The following is a 17725-nucleotide window of genomic DNA, read 5'->3' as shown; positions in this document are numbered from 1 at the left end:
AGGAGCACCCATGCGAGTCGGCAGTGCAGTGCAGTACGACCGGTACGGCGACTTCGACGTCGTCGAGCTCGTCCCCCAGCAGAAGCCCGAGGCCGGACCGGGCGAGATCGTCGTCGAGATCGTGGCCGCGGGCCTGAACCACATCGAGCGGTTCCTGCGCGAAGGGAAGCTCCGCGACCACGTCGACCTCGAGTTCCCCGCACACCAGGGCGTCGACTTCGCCGGCATCGTGCGCGCGCGGGGCGACGGCGTGAAGGACCTCCGCATCGGCGACGAGGTGATGGGGCACGCGCCGACCGGCGGCGCCCACGCCACGTGGATCGCGGTGCCGCGCGGCGCCGTCATCAAGAAGCCGGAGCACGTCGGGTGGGAGGTCGCCGGCGGCCTGTACCTGGCGGGCTGCACCGCGGTGTCGGTCGTCCGGTCGCTCCGGCTCGGACCGCAGGACACCGTCGTGATCTCGGCCGCAGCCGGTGGCGTCGGACACATCGAGTGCCAGCTGGCGCACGACGCCGGCGCGACCGTGATCGCCCTCGGCAGCCCTCGCAACCACGATTACCTGCGGCAGATCGGCACGCTGCCCGTCGCATACGGCGAAGGCGAGGAAGACCGCATCCGCGACATCGCCGACGGCCGGCCGATCACCGCGTTCATCGACAACCACGGCGAGAGCAACGCCGAGCTGCTGGCCGAACGCCTCGGCGTCGGCCAGGAGCGGTTCGTCTCGTCGGAGGAGCGCCGGGACATCGAGGTCCGGTTCCTCCGCGCACCCGCCGAGGACGAGGAGACGCGCGAGCTGCTCACCCTGCTGGCGAAGGCCGTGCAGGACCGCCGCGTGCAGGTGCTCATCTCGGGCTTCTACCCGTTCGAGTACATCGTCGAGGCGTACGAGGACCTGGCCGAGATGAAGTCCCGCGGCAAGGTCGTGATCGGGATGCAGACGGTGGAGACCGGGGCGCGGCTCGACTGGTACCGCTCCGAGAAGGCCCGTGACCTGCGCGACCGGTACGCCGACGCGCGGGGGACCGACACGGAGACGATGGCCGGCGGATCGGCGTCGCCCGCGAGCTGAGCGAGCGGAACGCGCTGAGCGTTGCAGGGGCCCGGCACCTTCGTGCCGGGCCCCTGCCGTGTCAGCTCAGGATGTCCTTCGAGGCGAACCGGCTGTACGCCAGCGCCCCGAACACCACGACGTACCCGAGCTGCAGCACCGCGTTCGACCCGAACGAGTCGAACGAGATCGGGTCGCGCAGCAGGTCGCCGAACCCGAGCCACTGGTGCGAGAACAGGAACGGGTGCAGCCAGTCGAGCTGGGGGAGCTGGTCGAGCACCTGCGACGCCCCGGCGAGCACGACCGTCGCGGCCATCGCGCCGACCGGCACGTTCGTCAGCGTCGAAGTGAACATGCCGATAGCCACGAGCCCGAGCATCGACACGGCGACGTACAGCGCGAGCAGCAGGGCACGGCCGGCGTACGACCAGCCGCCCACCTGGGTGCCGGACAGCAGCGTGACGGGGCCGATCGGGAACAGCACGGCGCCGATCGCCGCACCGACCAGCACCACCAGCAGCGTGGCGGCCAGGCAGAACGCGACGGCACCGGCGAACTTCACCAGGATGAACCGCACGCGGCCCGTCGGTGCGACGAGCAGGTAGCGGATCGTGCCGTGGCTGGCCTCGCCCGCGACGGTGTCACCGGCGACCACCCCGACGGTCAGCGGCAGGAACAGCGGGATCGACACGGTCAGTGCGGTGAACGCCACGAACAGGCCGTTGTTGGTGATGTCGCCGAGGAACGCCGGCCCGCCGTCGTCGCCGTCGGTGGTGAGCTTCACGGCGACCGCGATCAGGATCGGCACGAGCGCGAGCGCCCCGAGCATCGCCCAGGTGCGGCGACGCCGGAACACCAGCGCGAGTTCGGAACCGAGCAGTGCGAACGGGCGCTGCCGGCGGCGGACGGGCAGGTCGCGTACGGCCGCATCAGGCTGCGACATCGAATCCCTCTCCGGTGAGTGCGACGAACAGGTCCTCGAGGGTGCCGCCGCCCACCGTCAGGCCGCGGACCCGGACGTCGGCGCGCACGAGTTCCGCGGTGATCGTCTCGGGCAGCAGCTCGTTCGGCAGGTCGGCCACCAGCACGTCGGCCCCGCCGTCGTGCCGCGGGGTGAGCCCGAGTCGGGTGAGGACAGTACCGGCCTGCCCGACGTCGGGCGTCCGCACGGTCACGGTCCGGGCCCCTGCTGCGCGCAGCTCGTCGAGGGGGCCCTGCGCGACGATCTTGCCCGTCCGCATGACGGCTGCGTGCGTGCAGACCTGTTCGATCTCGGCCAGCAGGTGGCTCGACACGAACACCGTGGTGCCGTCGTCGGCCAGGGAGCGGATGAGGTTGCGGACCTCGCGCGTGCCCTGGGGGTCGAGGCCGTTCGTCGGCTCGTCGAGCACCAGCAGGTCACGCGGGGACAGCAGGGCGTTCGCGAGACCGAGTCGCTGCTTCATGCCGAGGGAGTACGCGTGCGCCTTCTTGTCCGCCGCGTGGGTCAGCCCGACGCGGTCGAGGGCACCGGCCACGCGGGCCTTGCGGGTGCGCGGGTCCGACGTGGGGTCGGCGGCGTCGAATCGCTGCAGGTTCGCCCGGCCGGACAGGTACGGGTAGAAGGCCGGCCCCTCGACGAGCGCGCCGACGCGGGGCAGCACCTCGTGCAGCGCCTTCGGCATCGGTTCGCCGAGCAGCTCGATGGTGCCGCCGCTCGCGCTCGAGAGCCCGAGCAGCATCCGGATCGTGGTGGTCTTGCCGGAACCGTTCGGCCCGAGGAACCCGAACACCGCGCCGCGCGGCACCGCCAGGTCGATCCCGTCGACCGCACGCTGCTTGCGGAACACCTTCTGGAGGCCCGTGGTGCGGATCGCCAGGTCGGGTCCCGGTCCGGCCGTGCTCGCCTGGTGGTCGGCTGAGCTCACCGCGTGGCCGGCTGTGCGCACCTCGTGGTCGTCCGCGCTCACTTCGCGGCGTCGACCAGGGAGGCGACCGGCACGGCACCCGCGAGCACGCGGCCGTCGTCGGTCAGGTAGACCGAGACGAGCGACGTCTGCACGGCACGGCCGCCGTCGACAGGCTTCGTCAGCTGGTCGAGCAGGCCGGAAGCCTCGCCCTCGAGCCCGGACCGGTCGACGGTGCCGGCGGGGAGCTCGGCGATGGTGCTCCAGCCCGTGCCAGTGAAGGTCGGCTCGTCACCGTTCGGGGTGCCACGGTGGTCGCCGTGCTCGCCCTTCGCGTGTGATCCGGCCTCGGACAGGTCCTTCTCGGTCACCTTCGCGTTCGACGGCGGGGTGAAGTCGAAGAGCCGGGCTGCCGGGGCGCCGTAGTCGAGGCTCGTGAACCCGACCTGCACCGCGGGGTCGTCCGCGCCGGCGGCCTGGACGCTCGCACGGAGCGGGAGACCGGTCTGCTGGTCGACGGCCAACCGGACGGCTCCGACGAGGGTGTCGGACGACTTCGGCGTGAGGGTGATCTGCCAGGCGTCGTGTCCGGCGACGCTGACCTCGGTCGGCTTCGACACAGTGGTGGTCGGGGTGATCGCGTCGATGGCCTGCTTCGCGATGTCGGCCGGGGTGGTCGTGCCGCCCTGCGGGTCCTTCGCGGTGTCGCTCGGCAAGGTCACGTGCGTGGCCGTGCGTTCCTTCGAGTCCCAGGTCCAGACGTTCGAGCCGTTGCGGACGACGTCCTGCTCGGCGAGCTGCTGCGTCAGCTGGACGCGCTGCTTGTCGGGGCCGTCGACGTAGACCCGGGCGGTGTGCGATGCGGCGAGCAGCCCGAGCACGTCGGAGGCGTCGCCCTCGAGCGAGGAGCCGCCGGACCCGGTGGGCAGTTCGGGGAGCCCGAGTGCGCTCGTCTGCGAGAGCTTCCCCGAGTACTGGGCGTCCGACGACTTCGCGATGCTGGCGATGACGGCCGCCGCGCTGGGGTTCGTCCCCGCGATCGGGTCGTTCGCGGCGTTCGCGATCATCGGCGCGGCAACGGCGCCGGCGACGACGACCGGTGCGATGACGGCTGGCAGCCAGGCTGACTTCTTCATCGGGTTCCCCTCGTGGAGCATTGGAGTCGTCGGTACGGTACGTCCGGCCCCCGACAGGCAGCTGGGCGTTGCGCGGGGGACTACGCCTGGGCGTCGACGCCGGCGGGCGCACTGCCGTCGTACTCGCAGATGGCGTTGACCTTCTCGGCGCTGGCACTTGAACGGTCGAACTCGTAGCCGAGCCACTCCTTCGCCAGACGACGCGCGAGCTCGATGCCGACGACCCGCTGCCCCATGCAGAGGACCTGGGCGTCGTTCGACAGGACCGAGCGCTCCACGCTGTAGGAGTCGTGCGCGGTGACGGCGCGGATGCCCGGCACCTTGTTGGCGCTGATCGCCACGCCCAGTCCGGTGCCGCAGATCAGGATCGCCCGGTCGGCCTCGCCGTTCGCCACCAGTCGTGCGGCGTCGACGGCGACGTGCGGGTACGCGGTGTGGCCGTCCGCGTCGACGCCGACGTCCCGCACGTCGGACACCCGCTCGTCGGCGAGCAGGTCGGCCTTGATGATCTCCTTGTAGTCGAACCCGGCGTCGTCGGACCCGATCACGAGACGGTACGTCATGTCTGTGCTCCTCCCGCGCCCCGAGGTTCCGGGCGCTCCCGAACCAGTCTGCGACGGCCGTGGACATCTGTCCAGCACACAATTTCTGCGTTGTGCGTGGCGGTAGCATCGCACCATGTCGGCCGAGACCCCCACTCCGGACGGAGCCCGCACCCGGTTCCCGCTGGACACCGTCTACCAGGCGGCGCGGATGTACTACCTCGAGGACGCCACGCAGGTCGAGATCGCCTCGCGCCTCGGTGTCTCACGGCCGACCGTCTCGCGGCTCGTCGCCGAGGCCCGCAAGGCGGGACTCGTCCGCATCGAGGTCGTCGACCCGTTCCAGGACGAGACCGTGGCGCTCGCCGAACGGCTGCAGGTCGTGCTCGGGCTCCGCGCGGTCCACCTCGCCGCGGTCACCCACGCCGCCACGCTCGGCGCCGACCTGGCCGCACCACTGGCCGCCGCGGTCGAGGGCATGGGACTCGTCCCCGGCGACGCCGTCCTGATGTCGTCCGGCCGCACCGTCTACGACGTCGCACGGTCCGGCATGCCGACCATGCCCGGGGTGCAGCTCGTCCCGACGGTGGGCGGGCAGGCCGACCCGATGCCGTGGTTCCAGACGAACGAGATCACCCGGACGGCCGCGGAGCACTCCGGCGCGATCCCGGCGTTCCTGTTCGCCCAGGCGCTGCCGTCCCCGGTGATGCGGTCCACCCTCGACGAGGACCCGGCGTTCCAGCACGTCGTCGGGCTGTGGAGCCGGGCGAAGGGCGCCATCCTCGGCATCGGGGCGCCGACCCACACGCGGGACGCGCTGGCCCGGGGCATCCCGGTCGAGGACGTCGCGTTCGACCGTGCCGCCGGAGACGTCTGCCTGAACTTCTACGCCGCGGACGGCTCACCGATCGAGTTCCCCGGCAGCGACCGGATGGTGCGGACCTCGCGCGAGATCCTGTCGACCGTGCCGCACGCGGTCGGGGTCGCCGTGGGCAGCGCCAAGGTCACGAGCATCGTGGCCGCGGTGCGGGGCGGTCTGGTCAACGAACTGGTGACGGACGCCGCGACGGCGCGCGCCGTGCTCGACGCACTCGCCTGAGCGCGATCCTTCCCATCACGCGTGCGATGGCGGGTGGATTCGGGCATACCTGGTCGTTTCTTCGTGGCAGGTACGCCCGGTTCCGGTAGGTACGCCCGAGTCCGGCAGGTACGCCCGGTTCTGGCAGGTACGCCCGGTTCCGGTAGGGACGCCCGAGTCCGGTCGGTACGCCCGGTTCCGGGGGTGACCGCAGGCGGCCTGGAGGCGCGGGGCGGGGCCGCACCGCGCCTCCAGACCGGTGGTCCCCACGTCTAGCGCGTGCGCCGCACGTCCCACAGGTGGTGCACCGGGTCGTGCGCGTAGTAGGTGGCGAGCGTCGCGACGGTGAAGGCGCTGCCGTCGGACCGGAGCCCGGTGCGCCCGAGCACCTCGTCGGGGACGGCGGCGAAGGCCCGGGCCGCGCGGTCTGCCGACTCCCGGAGCTCCTCGGCGACGACCGCGGGGTCCTGCTCGCCGTAACGGTCCTCGACGGCGGTGGCGTCCTGGTCCCAGTTCGGGAACGTCGGGGCGTCCTCGGTGAGCATCAGCTCGAGGCGCTCCGCCATCTTCCGGTGCACGTCCCGCACGTGGGCGCTGTACTCGAGCGGGGACCACGTGTGGTCGTCCGGGCGGTCGCGGACGTCGTCGCGCGTGAGGACTCCGGGCCACCCGGCCGTGTTCTCGTCGATGATGCCCGGCACGTCGCGGACGGTCACCGCGCTGCCGTCGTAGCCGCACTCGGGACACGCGGACTCGATGACCCACGTCCAGTTCTTCGTCTCGGGTTCGATCGCCATGGGCCGATGTTACGGCCTCGTTACTCAGCTTCCGGGTTCGCTGGACTGGTGCGGATCGGCGGCGGCCCCCGTTCGGGTGACACGCCGTTCCCTGAGAATCACCGGCCAATGACATTTCGGTTGCTCGGTAACGTCGCTCGCTGTTCTGGGCCGGTTCCCGACGGCCCACCGATCTTCTCGAGGAGCAAGGCATGGGTTCCGACCCCAGCAGTACCCACACCCGACCACACCGACGGCTGCGCGAGAGCGACGTCACCGTGGTCGACAAGAGCATGATGCGACGAGCCGTCAGCGGCATGGTCGTCGGCAACACCATGGAGTGGTACGACGTCGGTGTGTACGGCTACCTGGCCGTGACGATGGGGAAGGTCTTCCTGCCGACGGCCGAACCCTCGGTGCAGATCCTGTTCAGCCTCGGGGTGTTCGCGGCGACCTACATCGCACGGCCCCTGGGTGGCATCGTGTTCGGACGCCTCGGCGACAAGATCGGCCGGCAGAAGGTGCTCGCGACGACGCTGATCATGATGGCGGCGTCGACGTTCCTGATCGGGGCGCTCCCCGCGTACGCGACGATCGGCGTGTTCGGCCCGATCCTGCTCGTCGTGCTGAAGCTCGCGCAGGGCTTCTCGACCGGTGGTGAGTACGCCGGGGCGACGACGTTCGTCACGGAGTACGCCCCGGACCGCCGTCGTGGGTTCTTCGCGAGCATCCTGGACTTCGGCAGCTACCTGGGCTTCGCGCTCGGTGCCACGGTGGTGTCGGTGCTGCAGCTCACCCTCGGCGACGAGGCGATGACCGCCTACGGCTGGCGGTTCCCGTTCCTCGCTGCCGGTGTGATCGGCGTCGTGGCCATCTACTTCCGTCTGCGCATCGAGGAGTCGCCGGTGTTCCAGGCGACCCAGGCCGCGCAGGAGGCCGCGACCGAGTCCCGTGCGTCCTTCGACGGTGAGCGTCCGGCCAACGTCGTCGCGATGGTCCGTCAGCACTGGCGTCCGATCGTCATCGCGATCATGCTCGTCGCCGCGTCGAACACCGTCGGCTACGCCCTGACCTCGTACATGCCGACGTACCTGACCGACTCGCTCGGGTACTCCGCCATCGACGGCACGCTGCTGACGATCCCGGTGCTCCTGCTGCTGGCGGTGATGCTCCCGCTGACCGGCAAGCTCTCCGACCGCCTCGGCCGCCGCGTCGTGATGTGGATCGGTGCCGCCACCACCGTCGTGCTCGTCGTGCCGGCGTTCATGCTCATCGGGCACGGGGCGCAGTGGTCGACGCTCGCCGGCCTCGGGCTCCTCGCGCTCATGACCGCGCTGTGGGTGTCGAACCAGGCCGCGTCGCTGCCGGCGCTGTTCCCGACCTCGACGCGGTACGGCGGCATGGGCTTCGCCTACAACATCGCGATCGCGGTGTTCGGTGGGACCACGCCCCTGATCGTGCAGGCGCTGCTCACCGCGACGGGTGACGAGCTCGCGCCGGCGTACTTCCTGATGGCGATGAGCGTCGTCGGAGCGATCGGTGTCTTCTGCATGAAGGAGTCCTCGCAGCGCCCGCTGCCCGGGTCGATGCCGGCCGTGGAGACCGAGGACGAGGCGAAGGAGCTCGTGCTCACGCAGGACACGAACCCGCACCTGGACCTCGGTGACCTGCCGTTCGCGGCGCAGGACGCGGCGGCCGCCGCTGCGCGCGAGGCTGCTGCGCGCGAGGGGTCGCCGGTGCGGTGACGCTGCGGCTCTCGACGTGACCACGGACGGGAGGCGCGGTGCGGGTCGGACCCGCACCGCGCCTCCCGTCCGTGCGTGCGCACACTGCGACGATCCACGCGTCGATCGACGCGCGTTCTGTCGCACCATGCGCACGGAGCGGATGTGTGCGCATGAGGCGACGATGCACGCGTCGATCGACTCGTGCTCTGTCGCAAGACGAGTGCGCAGCCGCCCGCGCACGCGCCCCCTCACTCGTGCCGGTGCTCCGACGCCGGGTCCACCGCGGGCCACGCCGGGAACGGGTCCGGCCAGCCGCGCCACACGTCCGGCCCGGCGAGCAGCTCCGACGGCGTGAGCAGCGCCCCGTCGAGCGCCCGCTCGATCGCCCGGACGTCGAGCTGCTCGCCGACGAACCACAGCGCCTGCCCGATCGGGGCGTCGGCGTCCCACGACGGGTTCGCGGTGGGGTCGAGCGCGAGCATCGACCCGAAACTCGACCACGAGCCGACGTGGTCCGGCCGGGACGCCAGGCGGAAGAACCCCCGCGACCGCAGCACGCGGCCGTTCACGCCGGCGGACAGGTCCTCGGCGATGACGGTCGAGAGTCGACCGGGGTGGAAGGGCAGCGGCTCCCGGTAGCGCATCGAGACCAGGGCATCGCGGGCTTCGCGCCCGGTGTCCGCGCCGCTCGACAGCGCCCGCATCCAGCCGGCACCGGTGGCGAGCACCCGCGCGGCTCCACCGTTCGACGCCGGCAGGTCGGCGGCGCTCCGGATCGCGGGCAGGGCGACGATCACGGCCTGGGGTGCCATCCGGTGCAGCAGTGACACGAGCGCCCGTCGCCGACGGCCGGACAGCGGCTCGATGCGGTCGAGGGCGATCACCGTCGCGTACTCGACGAGTGCGGCCATCCGGTCCGCGGCCACGAACGCGTCGTCGACGTCCGACCACAGCAGGTGCGCGACGTCGTCGGCCCGCAACACCCCGACGACGTGCCGCAGCACCCGGTCGTCGCCGGTCTCGGACCGTGCCGCGTTGGCGAGCAGCATGCCGACCGCTCGGGCATCGGCTCCCGGGTGCAGGGTGACGACGAGCCCGTGGCGCGCGTCGGGCCCGCAGACCCGGTCGAGCTGGTCGGCGCGGTCGGCCACGGCGCGGGCGGTGGCAAAGGCACTCCCGGCGACGTGCATTCGGTGTCCGTCCGATATCCGGGCGGCGACGCGGTCGGCGTCGACCTGGTGCAGGGCGGTGACGAGGGTGATGGCAGCAGCACGCATGTCCGCTACTGTAACTGAAAACCGTTATCAACAAGGAGGCTCGTCGTGAAGGTCCGCAACTCCCTCAAGGCCCTGAAGAAGATCCCCGGCTCGCAGGTGGTCCGACGCCGGGGTCGCGTCTACGTCATCAACAAGAAGAACCCCCGCTGGAACACCCGGCAGGGCTGACGTCAGCGGCGGTCCGTAGGGTGGCGGCATGCGACTGCTGCTCATCCGCCACGGCCAGACCCCCGCGAACGTGCACGGCATCCTCGATGCCGTGGTGCCCGGACCGGGGCTGACCGAGCTCGGGCAGCAGCAGGCCGACGCCCTGCCCGCAGCGCTCGCCGACCGGGGGATCGAGCGACTGTTCGTGTCGTCGATGGTCCGCACGCAGATCACCGCGGCGCCCCTGGCGACCTCGCTCGGCCTCGAGCCCGTGGTGCTGCCGGGCCTGCGTGAGATCGAGGCGGGCGACACCCAGGGCAAGAGCGACAAGGTGTCCGTGCAGACCTACATCTCCACCGTGCACGGCTGGTCCGGCAGTGACCGCACGACCCGGATGCCCGGTGCCGAGAGCGGCGTCGAGTTCTTCGAGCGCTACGACGACGCCGTCCGGCAGATCGAGGCCACCGGGGTCGCCGTCGCCGCCGCCGTCAGCCACGGTGCCGCGATCCGCACGTGGGCGAGCGCAGCTGCGCAGAACACCCCGGACCACTTCGGCACGAAGCGTCACCTGGAGAACACCGGCATCGTCGAGCTCGAGGGGTCGTTCGCCGACGGCTGGCGCCTGGTCGACTGGGAAGGCGAGCCGGTCGGCGGCGACCAGCTCATCGACCGCACGGCGCTCGACCCCACCGGCGAGCGGTTCTGACGCGACCAGCAGACGGACGGGAGGCCCGGTACCAGCTGGTACCGGGCCTCCCGTCCGTTGTCGGTCGCGTCGACTACGCGAGCTGCGACGCCGATGCGGACGTCAGCGGCACGATCACGCCGTGCGACTCACGCAGCACGTCGAGCGTGCGCTGGACCTCGTCCGCGCGCTCCTCGGTCGTCCAGCCGAGCGCCTCGGCGAGCACGTCGGCCAGCTCGTCGAGCAGGTCGATCGTGACCCCGCCGACGAACGCCAGGTTCGTGCGGCGCAGGACGACGTCCACCAGGTGGACGGCCTGCTCGTGGCGGGCGAAGTACGCGACCTCGGCGCGGGTGAGCGACGGGTCGGACTCGAGCGGCTCGACCGGGCCGTCGGTCAGGACGTCCACGACCTCGGCGGCACGGGTGCCGTAGCGCTCGAGCAGCCCCTCGACGAGGGACTCGTCCAGGCCGTCGCGGTGTGACTTGATCCACAGGGCGCGCTGGGCGTCCGTGGTCGGGAACTCCTTGCCACCGCCGATCGGCATGCCCGTGGTGTCGACCTTGCGGCTCATGCCGAGCTTGGTCGTCGCCTCGGTGGACAGGTGTGCAGCGAGGGCACGGAAGGTCGTCCACTTGCCACCGACGAGCGACAGCACGGTCGACTTCGGCAGGCCGGCGATCTGGGTGTCCACGATCCGGTAGTCACGGGACACGAAGCCGGGGGCGGTGTCCTCGTGGCGGGGGAGCGGACGGATGCCGGAGTAGCTGTAGACGATGTGGTCGCGGGTGACGTCGATCTGCGGGAACACGTGCTTGACGAGCCCGAAGAAGTAGTCGATCTCCTCGTCGGTCGTCGTGACCGGCTTCGCGGGGTCGGCGTCGATGTCGGTCGTGCCGATGAGGACCCGGCCCTTGAGCGGGTAGATGAGGACGATGCGGCCGTCGTCGTTCTCGAAGAACAGCTCGCGGCCCTTGGTGGCCTCGAGCAGCTCGTCGTTGTGCACGACGATGTGCGAGCCCTTCGTGCCGCCCATGAACTTCGTCTCGCCGCCGAACGCCTCGTTCGTCAGGTCGGTCCAGGGGCCGGAGGCGTTGATCACGACGTCGGCCGTGAAGACGAACTCGTCGCCGGTCTCGCGGTCGCGCAGCAGGACGCCGCCGTCGCGGGTGCCGGCTGCCTCGACGTAGTTGACGGCGCGTGCCTTGTCGGCTCCGGCGGCCAGGCCGTCCTTCAGGACGTCGAGGGCCAGGCGCTCGGGCTCGTGCACGCTCGCGTCGTAGTAGGTGCCCGTGTACTTCAGGTCCTTGTTGAGGGCGGGCATGTCCTCGAGCGCGGCCTTCTTGGTGCGGAAGACGTGCTTCGGGACGGAGCCGCCGTCACGCGAGAAGGAGTCGTAGATCGTCATGCCGATCTTGATGAGCATCGCGCCGCGCTCCTTGGTGGAGCGCTGCTTGTGCGTCAGCATGCGCAGCGGGGCGTTCATGATGCCGGAGAACGTCGAGAAGATCGGCATGGTCGTCTGCAGCGGCTTGACGTAGTGCGGGGCGATGCGGATCAGGCCGTTGCGCTCCTGCACGCTCTCGCGCACCAGGCGGAACTCGCCGTTCTCCAGGTAGCGGATGCCGCCGTGGATCATGTGGCTCGAGGCCGCGGAGGCGCCGGAGGCGTAGTCGCCACGCTCGACCAGGGCGACGTCGACGCCCTGGAGCGCCAGGTCGCGGAACGTCGCGATGCCGTTGATGCCGCCGCCGACGACGAGGACCTGCGCGTTCGGGCGCTCGGTGAGGGCGGTCACCGTGTTCCGGGGCTGTGTCTTCTTCGACATGGTTCGTCGCTTCCTTCGTCTGTTCGTGCGGTCAGGATCGATCGTGCGCTCGTTCGACAGGGCGGGCAACTCGCGTGCACGAACGTGCAGCACACGTGTCGTCCAGGCCCGACACGGCGGTCAGGAGGCGCGGCAGGGGTTGCAGAGGCCCTGCACGTCCGTGCATGGTTGCGTTCGACAGATCGGAGCACCATGAGCGATGCGGCTCAGCCCATGCGCACGCAGCAGGCGCTGCGCGCCGCCCACCTGTACTACCTGCAGGACCTGACGATGGACGCGATCGCCGACGAACTCGGCACCTCGCGCTCGTCGGTGTCGCGGCTGCTGAAGTACGCGAGGGACACGGGGCTCGTCGACATCCAGATCCGTTCGCCCCTGGACCAGGCCGCCGCGCTGAGCCGGAGCATCCGCTCCCGCTTCGGGGTGCACGCGCACGTCGTCCCGGTGCCGGACCACACGAGCGACGTCGACCGGCTCGAGCGGGTGGCCCTGTCCGCCGCCCGGATCCTGACGCAGTACGTCGAGTCGAACATGGTGATCGGGATCTCGTGGGGTTCGACCGTGAGTGCGGTCAGCCGCTACCTGGTGCCGAAGACCACCCACGGCTCGACGATCGTGCAGATCAACGGCGCCGCGAACACCCGCACCACCGGCATCGTCTACGCGTCCGAGATCCTGCGCCGGTTCGGCGAGGCCTACGGCGCGTTCGTGCAGCAGTTCCCGGTGCCGGCGTTCTTCGACGACCCCGCGACGAAGGAAGCGCTGTTCCGGGAGCGCTCGATCCGCCGTGTGCTCGACCTGCACGAGCGGATGGACCTCGTCGTGTTCGGTGTCGGTGCCCCGCAGGCCCCGGTGCCCTCGCACGTGTACTCCGGCGGGTACCTCGACCCCGAGGACCGCGACGAGCTCACGCAGGCGGGGGTCGTCGGGGACGTCTCGACGGTGTTCTACCGGGCCGACGGCTCGTGGAAGGACATCGGGGTGAACGCCCGCGCCGGCGCTCCGGACCTCGACACGATCAAGCGCGCGCCGCGGCGGGTCTGCGTCGTCGCCGGGCGGTCGAAGGCGGCGTCGCTGCGCGGTGCACTGGCTGCCGGGCTCATCACGGACCTGATCCTGGACGAGAGCGTGGGGCAGGCGATCCTGCAGCCCTGAGTCAGGACCTGACGCAGTTTGTCGGTGGTCCGTCGTAGGTTCTCGACCATGGTGCTTTCTCTCGAACAGCCCGGTCAGCGGTACTTCCGGCGGATGGTCGGCAGCGACGTCGACCAGGCGCTCGCGTTCTTCACGGGCGACTACGACTTCCGTGCACCACTGGTCCGTCGCACCCACGAGAACGCCCACTGGGACTTCGCCGGCGTCGGTGACGAGCGGATGTCCCTGCGCTCGTCACGGTTCATGGTCGACCTGCGGAGCGAGAGCCAGGTCGACGACGAGTTCCTGGTCGCCTGGATGCGGAGCGGCTCGAGCCGGATCACCACGGGCGGCGAGACGTACGAGCTCGAGGCCGGGGTGCCGGTCGTGCTGCCCTTCGCCGAGCCGTACGCGCTGCACCACCGCGACATCGCCCTGAACCTGGTGCACCTGGACCGCGACTTCGTCCGTGCCGTGGCCGGTGACGACGACTTCGCCTTCGAGCCGATGCGCCGCCCGACGGCCGACGGCATCGCGCTGTGGCGGTCGGTGGTGCGGAAGTACTCGGCCACGTGGCTCGACGTCGACCGGTCGATGAGCCCGATGCTGCAGCACGACATCGCCGAGGCCTTCGCGACCGCGGCGATCCGGGCGTTCCCGCAGCGCAACAAGTGGCGCGCGACGGTGTCCGGCAGCGGCCCGGAGCACGACCGCCTGCGCCGGGCGCTCGAGTTCGTACACGAGCACGCGCGCGAAGCGATCGGTACCCCGGACATCGCCGCGGCGGCGGGGCTCAGCCCGCGCGGGCTGCAGCAGTCCCTCCGCCGGCACCTCGACCAGACGCCGGGGGAACTCCTGCGCGGCGTGCGACTCGACGGCGCCCGGACCGACCTGGTCGGCAGTGGCCTGGACGAGACGACCGTGGCCGAGATCGCGCGGACCTGGGGCTTCGGGCACCTCGGACGCTTCTCGGCGACCTACCGCAGCCGTTTCGGGGAGCTGCCGAGCGAGTCGCTGCGCGGGCACTGACCGACTGCTGCTGCGAACCGCTCCGCCGAATCTGATGACACGGATCGCGCTGCGGCTGTCCGGATGTTCGGCTGAGCGCTGCTGTGGGCGAATCCGGTGCTCAATGGACGGGACGAACGCACCGCCCACGAAGGAGTCAGCATGCGCATCGGCGTCCCCACCGAGATCAAGAACAACGAGTACCGCGTCGCGGCCACGCCCGCCGGTGTCGCCGAGCTCGGGTTGCACGGCCACCAGGTGCTGGTGCAGGCCGGTGCCGGGTCCGGTTCGGCCTTCACCGACGACGAGTACCGCACCGCCGGCGCCACGATCGTCGACACCGCGGCCGAGGTGTGGGAGCGCGCCGAGCTGATCCTCAAGGTGAAGGAACCGGTCGCGTCGGAGTACCCGATGATCCGGCCGGGCCAGGTGCTCTTCACGTACCTGCACCTCGCCGCCGACCGGCCGCTGACCGATGCCCTCATCGACTCGGGCGCGACGGCGATCGCCTACGAGACCGTGCAGCTGCCGGACCGCTCGCTGCCCCTGCTGTCGCCGATGTCCGAGGTCGCCGGGCGACTGTCCGCCCAGGTCGGCGCGTTCCACCTGATGCGCACGAACGGCGGGCGCGGGCTGCTGCTCGGCGGGGTCCCCGGCACGCCGAAGGGCCGCGTGGTCGTCATCGGCGGCGGCGTCGCGGGGGAGCACGCCGCGACGATGGCGCTCGGCATGGGCGCCGACGTCACCGTGTTCGACATCAGCCTGCCGCGCCTCCGGGCACTGGACGCCCGGTTCGACGGCCGCGTCACGACCCTGCGCTCGTCGGCGCACGCCATCGCCGAGGCCCTGCGCGACGCCGACCTGGTGATCGGCTCCGTGCTCATCCCCGGGGCGTCCGCGCCGAAGCTCGTCACCGACGCGATGGTCGCCGACATGCGGCCGGGCTCGGTGCTGGTCGACATCGCGATCGACCAGGGCGGCTGCTTCGAGGGCTCCCACCCGACCACCCACGACGACCCCACGTTCGCGGTGCACGACACCGTGTACTACTGCGTGGCGAACATGCCCGGTGCCGTCCCGCGCACGAGCACGATCTCGCTGACGAACGCCACGCTGCCGTACGCCGTCGCGATCGCCGACCGTGGCTGGGAGGCCGCGCTCGAGGCCGACGCCGCACTCGCCGCCGGTCTGAACGTGCACGACGGCCGGGTCACGAACGCCGCGGTCGCCGCCGCCCACGGCCTGGTGGCGTCCGCGCGCTGAGGCCGGGGGCGTCGGGCTGTCCGGCCGCCCACTTCGCGAAAGCGACAGTTCCCCGCCGAACATCGGCGGGGAACTGTCGCTTTCGCGGCCCGGACGGGTGCGAGGCCGCGGGAACTGTCGCTTTCGCGGGCCTGACGCGCAGGTAGCCGCGCGTCAGGCCGCCACCGGGGCCGCCGCCCGACCGGCACGGCGTCCGACCCAGCCGGCGCGGGCACGCACCACCACGGTCACGACGACCACGGCCGCCGCAGCCACCACGGCCGCGACCGCCGTCGGCACGGAGACGAGCGGTCCCTCGAACCGGGCCACGGCGACCCACGCCAGACCCCACGCGACCGAGGCCATGGGTGCCAGGCGTCCCCGGCCCCACAGCGCGATGAGGACCCCGACGAGCCCGGCCACCGCGGCGACGACCACGCCCCACGGGTCCTGCCCGAGTCCGAAGCCCCGGAAGCCCGCCGCCGTCAGTACCGCAGCGGTGTTCGCGGCCGTCGCGACGCAGACCCACCCCAGGTACAGCCCGAACGTGCCGTCGGTCAGGATCGCCTCGACGACGCCGCGGGACGGGGTCCGGCGCAGGATCGTGAACGTCCAGATCAGCACGACGAGCAAGGCGACGATGATCGGCTCGCTCGCCCACAGGAACCCGAACTGCACCGACAGGATCCACGCGGCGTTGAGCAGCAGGGAGAGCACCGCCGGAACCACCAGTCGCTCGTGCCGTTCGTCGTTCGCGGTGCGGAAGAGCTGCAGCACCGCGTAGCCGATGAGCCCGGCGTAGACGACACTCCAGATCGAGAAGGCCGGGCCGTCCGGTGCGATCGCGGTCGAGGACGCCGACAGGGCGCCACCGGCGGCGTCCTGGATGGGCGTGCCGCCGGCAGCGCCCGACCCGACGTACGCGCCGATGACGGCGACGACCGCGCTCACGGCCACCGCGATGCGCTTCCAGATCCTCTTCATGACAGTCCCTTTCGTCAGCATGCTGATGACCTGCACCGTAGGCGGCCGGTGGCGGCGGTCGTGCAGCGCACGTTCAGGCAGGACGCGGGGCGTGTGGCGGGGCCGCCACGGGCCTCCATGCCGGAGACCGGCCACCCTGCGTACGGTGGGCGCGTGAGCGTCGAACTGAACACCGTCTACATCGACCGGATCGCACCGATCGCGAGTCCATCCCTCGACGACAGCTTCCGGATGCTCGACGAGCAGGGCGCCAGCGCGTGCCTCGTCCTGCACCAGCCTGACGCCGAGGAACTCGGCGACGTCGCGGTCGCCCTCGGTCTGCACGAACTCGCCGTCGAGGACTCCGCCGAGGGGCACCAGCGACCGAAGCTCGAGCGCTACGGCTCGACGCTGTTCGTGGTGCTCAAGCCGGCGCTGTACAACGACCAGCAGGAAGAGGTGGCGTTCGGCGAGGTGCACGCCTTCGTCGGTGAGACCTTCTTCCTCGCCGTCGTGAAGGCCGACCCCCGCGGCAAGCAGACCGTTCCCAAGGCGCTGCAGCGGTTGAGCGGCAAGCCGGGGCTGGTGACCGTCGGCCCGCAGGCGCAGCTCTGGGCGCTGATGGACTCCATCGTCGACGGCTACGTGCCGGTGATCGACGGCCTCGAAGAGGACATCAACCAGATCGAGGACCAGCTGTTCTCGGGCGAGGCCGGGGTGTCCCGGCGCGTGTACGAGCTGTTCGGCGAGGTCGTCGACTTCCAGCGAGCGGCGCGTCCCTTGGTCTACATGATCGAGAACCTGCACCGCGGCGCCGAGAAGTACCACCTGCCGATCGAGATGCAGCGGCGGTTCCGCGACGTCCTCGACCACGCGATCCGGGTGGTGGAACGCCTCGACACGTTCCGGCAGCTGCTGCAGAACGCCCTGACCGTCGATTCGACCCTGGCGGCGCAGAAGCAGAACGACGACACGAAGAGGATCTCCGGCTGGGCGGCGATCCTGTTCGCGCCGACGCTCATCGCCGCGATCTACGGGATGAACTTCACGCACATGCCCGAACTCGGCTGGACGTGGGGGTACCCGCTGTCGATCGTCGCGATGATCCTGTTCGCCGCGATCCTGTACGTGGTGTTCAAGGTCAAGCGCTGGTTCTGAGTCGCGTCGCGCCGCTGCCTGAGCTGCGGTGCCACCGGAGCCGCGCCGCAGCCTGGGCTGCGCCGCAACCGGAGCCGCGCCGCAGCA

The 17725-nt window shown here is 71.1% G+C and carries 17 protein-coding genes; 9 read left to right on the top strand and 8 right to left on the bottom strand.

The annotated features are described in order from the left end of the window. The first annotated feature begins 10 nt into the window (after positions 1-10). Positions 11-1072, top strand: a complete 1062-nt coding sequence (locus DEI98_RS16915; protein WP_051596869.1) for an NADP-dependent oxidoreductase — start codon at positions 11-13, stop codon at positions 1070-1072. Positions 1073-1133: 61 nt separating this feature from the next. Here the strand turns inward: DEI98_RS16915 and DEI98_RS16910 are convergent, their stop codons facing one another. The 4 genes from DEI98_RS16910 to DEI98_RS16895 all read right to left on the bottom strand — a co-directional run bounded on the left by DEI98_RS16910 (position 1134) and on the right by DEI98_RS16895 (position 4636). After that, positions 1134-1994 (bottom strand): ABC transporter permease, encoded by an 861-nt coding sequence (locus tag DEI98_RS16910; RefSeq protein ID WP_111101400.1) that lies wholly within the window; start codon positions 1992-1994, stop codon positions 1134-1136. Further along, positions 1981-2958, bottom strand: a complete 978-nt coding sequence (locus tag DEI98_RS16905) for an ABC transporter ATP-binding protein (protein WP_111101409.1) — start codon at positions 2956-2958, stop codon at positions 1981-1983. The genes DEI98_RS16910 and DEI98_RS16905 overlap by 14 nt, the downstream gene beginning before the upstream one ends. Positions 2959-2996: 38 nt before the next feature. Continuing rightward, positions 2997-4073, bottom strand: coding sequence for an outer membrane lipoprotein carrier protein LolA (locus DEI98_RS18790; protein ID WP_181438077.1), 1077 nt, complete (start codon positions 4071-4073; stop codon positions 2997-2999). Positions 4074-4153: 80 nt separating this feature from the next. Further along, positions 4154-4636 (bottom strand): ribose-5-phosphate isomerase, encoded by a 483-nt coding sequence (locus DEI98_RS16895; protein WP_111057823.1) that lies wholly within the window; start codon positions 4634-4636, stop codon positions 4154-4156. Positions 4637-4751: 115 nt separating this feature from the next. Between DEI98_RS16895 and DEI98_RS16890 the strand changes: the two genes are divergently transcribed. Then, entirely contained in the window at positions 4752-5714 is a 963-nt protein-coding gene (locus DEI98_RS16890; RefSeq protein ID WP_071405045.1) for a sugar-binding transcriptional regulator, read from the top strand. 251 nt (positions 5715-5965) lie between these two features. Here DEI98_RS16890 and DEI98_RS16885 read toward each other — a convergent pair whose 3' ends face one another. Beyond that, positions 5966-6490 carry a DinB family protein gene (locus tag DEI98_RS16885; RefSeq protein ID WP_111101398.1) on the bottom strand — a complete coding sequence of 175 codons (525 nt, stop codon included), beginning with the start codon at positions 6488-6490 and terminating at the stop codon, positions 5966-5968. 191 nt (positions 6491-6681) lie between these two features. Between DEI98_RS16885 and DEI98_RS16880 the strand changes: the two genes are divergently transcribed. Continuing rightward, positions 6682-8214: an MFS transporter gene (locus DEI98_RS16880; RefSeq protein ID WP_111101397.1), complete on the top strand. Its 1533-nt coding sequence runs from the start codon at positions 6682-6684 to the stop codon at positions 8212-8214. 230 nt (positions 8215-8444) lie between these two features. Here the strand turns inward: DEI98_RS16880 and DEI98_RS16875 are convergent, their stop codons facing one another. Continuing rightward, positions 8445-9473, bottom strand: a complete 1029-nt coding sequence (locus DEI98_RS16875) for a GTP-binding protein (RefSeq protein ID WP_111101396.1) — start codon at positions 9471-9473, stop codon at positions 8445-8447. 45 nt (positions 9474-9518) lie between these two features. Between DEI98_RS16875 and ykgO the strand changes: the two genes are divergently transcribed. Further along, on the top strand, positions 9519-9641 hold the full coding sequence (gene ykgO, locus DEI98_RS16870) for a type B 50S ribosomal protein L36 (protein ID WP_017888460.1): 123 nt from the start codon (positions 9519-9521) through the stop codon (positions 9639-9641). Between the two features lie 28 nt (positions 9642-9669). Then, positions 9670-10326, top strand: a complete 657-nt coding sequence (locus DEI98_RS16865; RefSeq protein ID WP_111101395.1) for a histidine phosphatase family protein — start codon at positions 9670-9672, stop codon at positions 10324-10326. Between the two features lie 73 nt (positions 10327-10399). Here the strand turns inward: DEI98_RS16865 and DEI98_RS16860 are convergent, their stop codons facing one another. Then, positions 10400-12133: a glycerol-3-phosphate dehydrogenase/oxidase gene (locus DEI98_RS16860; protein ID WP_111095779.1), complete on the bottom strand. Its 1734-nt coding sequence runs from the start codon at positions 12131-12133 to the stop codon at positions 10400-10402. 192 nt (positions 12134-12325) lie between these two features. On the opposite strand from DEI98_RS16860, the gene DEI98_RS16855 reads away from it, so the two are divergent. The 3 genes from DEI98_RS16855 (at position 12326) to ald (ending at position 15538) form a co-directional block, all read left to right on the top strand. Continuing rightward, positions 12326-13288 carry a sugar-binding transcriptional regulator gene (locus DEI98_RS16855; RefSeq protein ID WP_027466231.1) on the top strand — a complete coding sequence of 321 codons (963 nt, stop codon included), beginning with the start codon at positions 12326-12328 and terminating at the stop codon, positions 13286-13288. A 48-nt stretch (positions 13289-13336) separates the two neighbouring features. Continuing rightward, positions 13337-14296, top strand: coding sequence for an AraC family transcriptional regulator (locus DEI98_RS16850; RefSeq protein WP_111101394.1), 960 nt, complete (start codon positions 13337-13339; stop codon positions 14294-14296). A 141-nt stretch (positions 14297-14437) separates the two neighbouring features. After that, positions 14438-15538, top strand: coding sequence for an alanine dehydrogenase (gene ald / locus DEI98_RS16845; RefSeq protein WP_111101393.1), 1101 nt, complete (start codon positions 14438-14440; stop codon positions 15536-15538). A 153-nt stretch (positions 15539-15691) separates the two neighbouring features. Here the strand turns inward: ald and DEI98_RS16840 are convergent, their stop codons facing one another. Continuing rightward, entirely contained in the window at positions 15692-16501 is an 810-nt protein-coding gene (locus DEI98_RS16840; RefSeq protein ID WP_111047241.1) for a tryptophan-rich sensory protein, read from the bottom strand. 153 nt (positions 16502-16654) lie between these two features. On the opposite strand from DEI98_RS16840, the gene DEI98_RS16835 reads away from it, so the two are divergent. After that, on the top strand, positions 16655-17638 hold the full coding sequence (locus tag DEI98_RS16835; protein ID WP_111101408.1) for a magnesium and cobalt transport protein CorA: 984 nt from the start codon (positions 16655-16657) through the stop codon (positions 17636-17638). Positions 17639-17725: the final 87 nt, after the last annotated feature.

It is taken from the genome of Curtobacterium sp. MCLR17_034 (genome assembly GCF_003234485.1).
GTDB lineage: Bacteria > Actinomycetota > Actinomycetes > Actinomycetales > Microbacteriaceae > Curtobacterium > Curtobacterium flaccumfaciens.
Note: the sequence above shows the minus strand (reverse complement) of the source record. Positions and strands in the feature narration are given on the sequence as shown.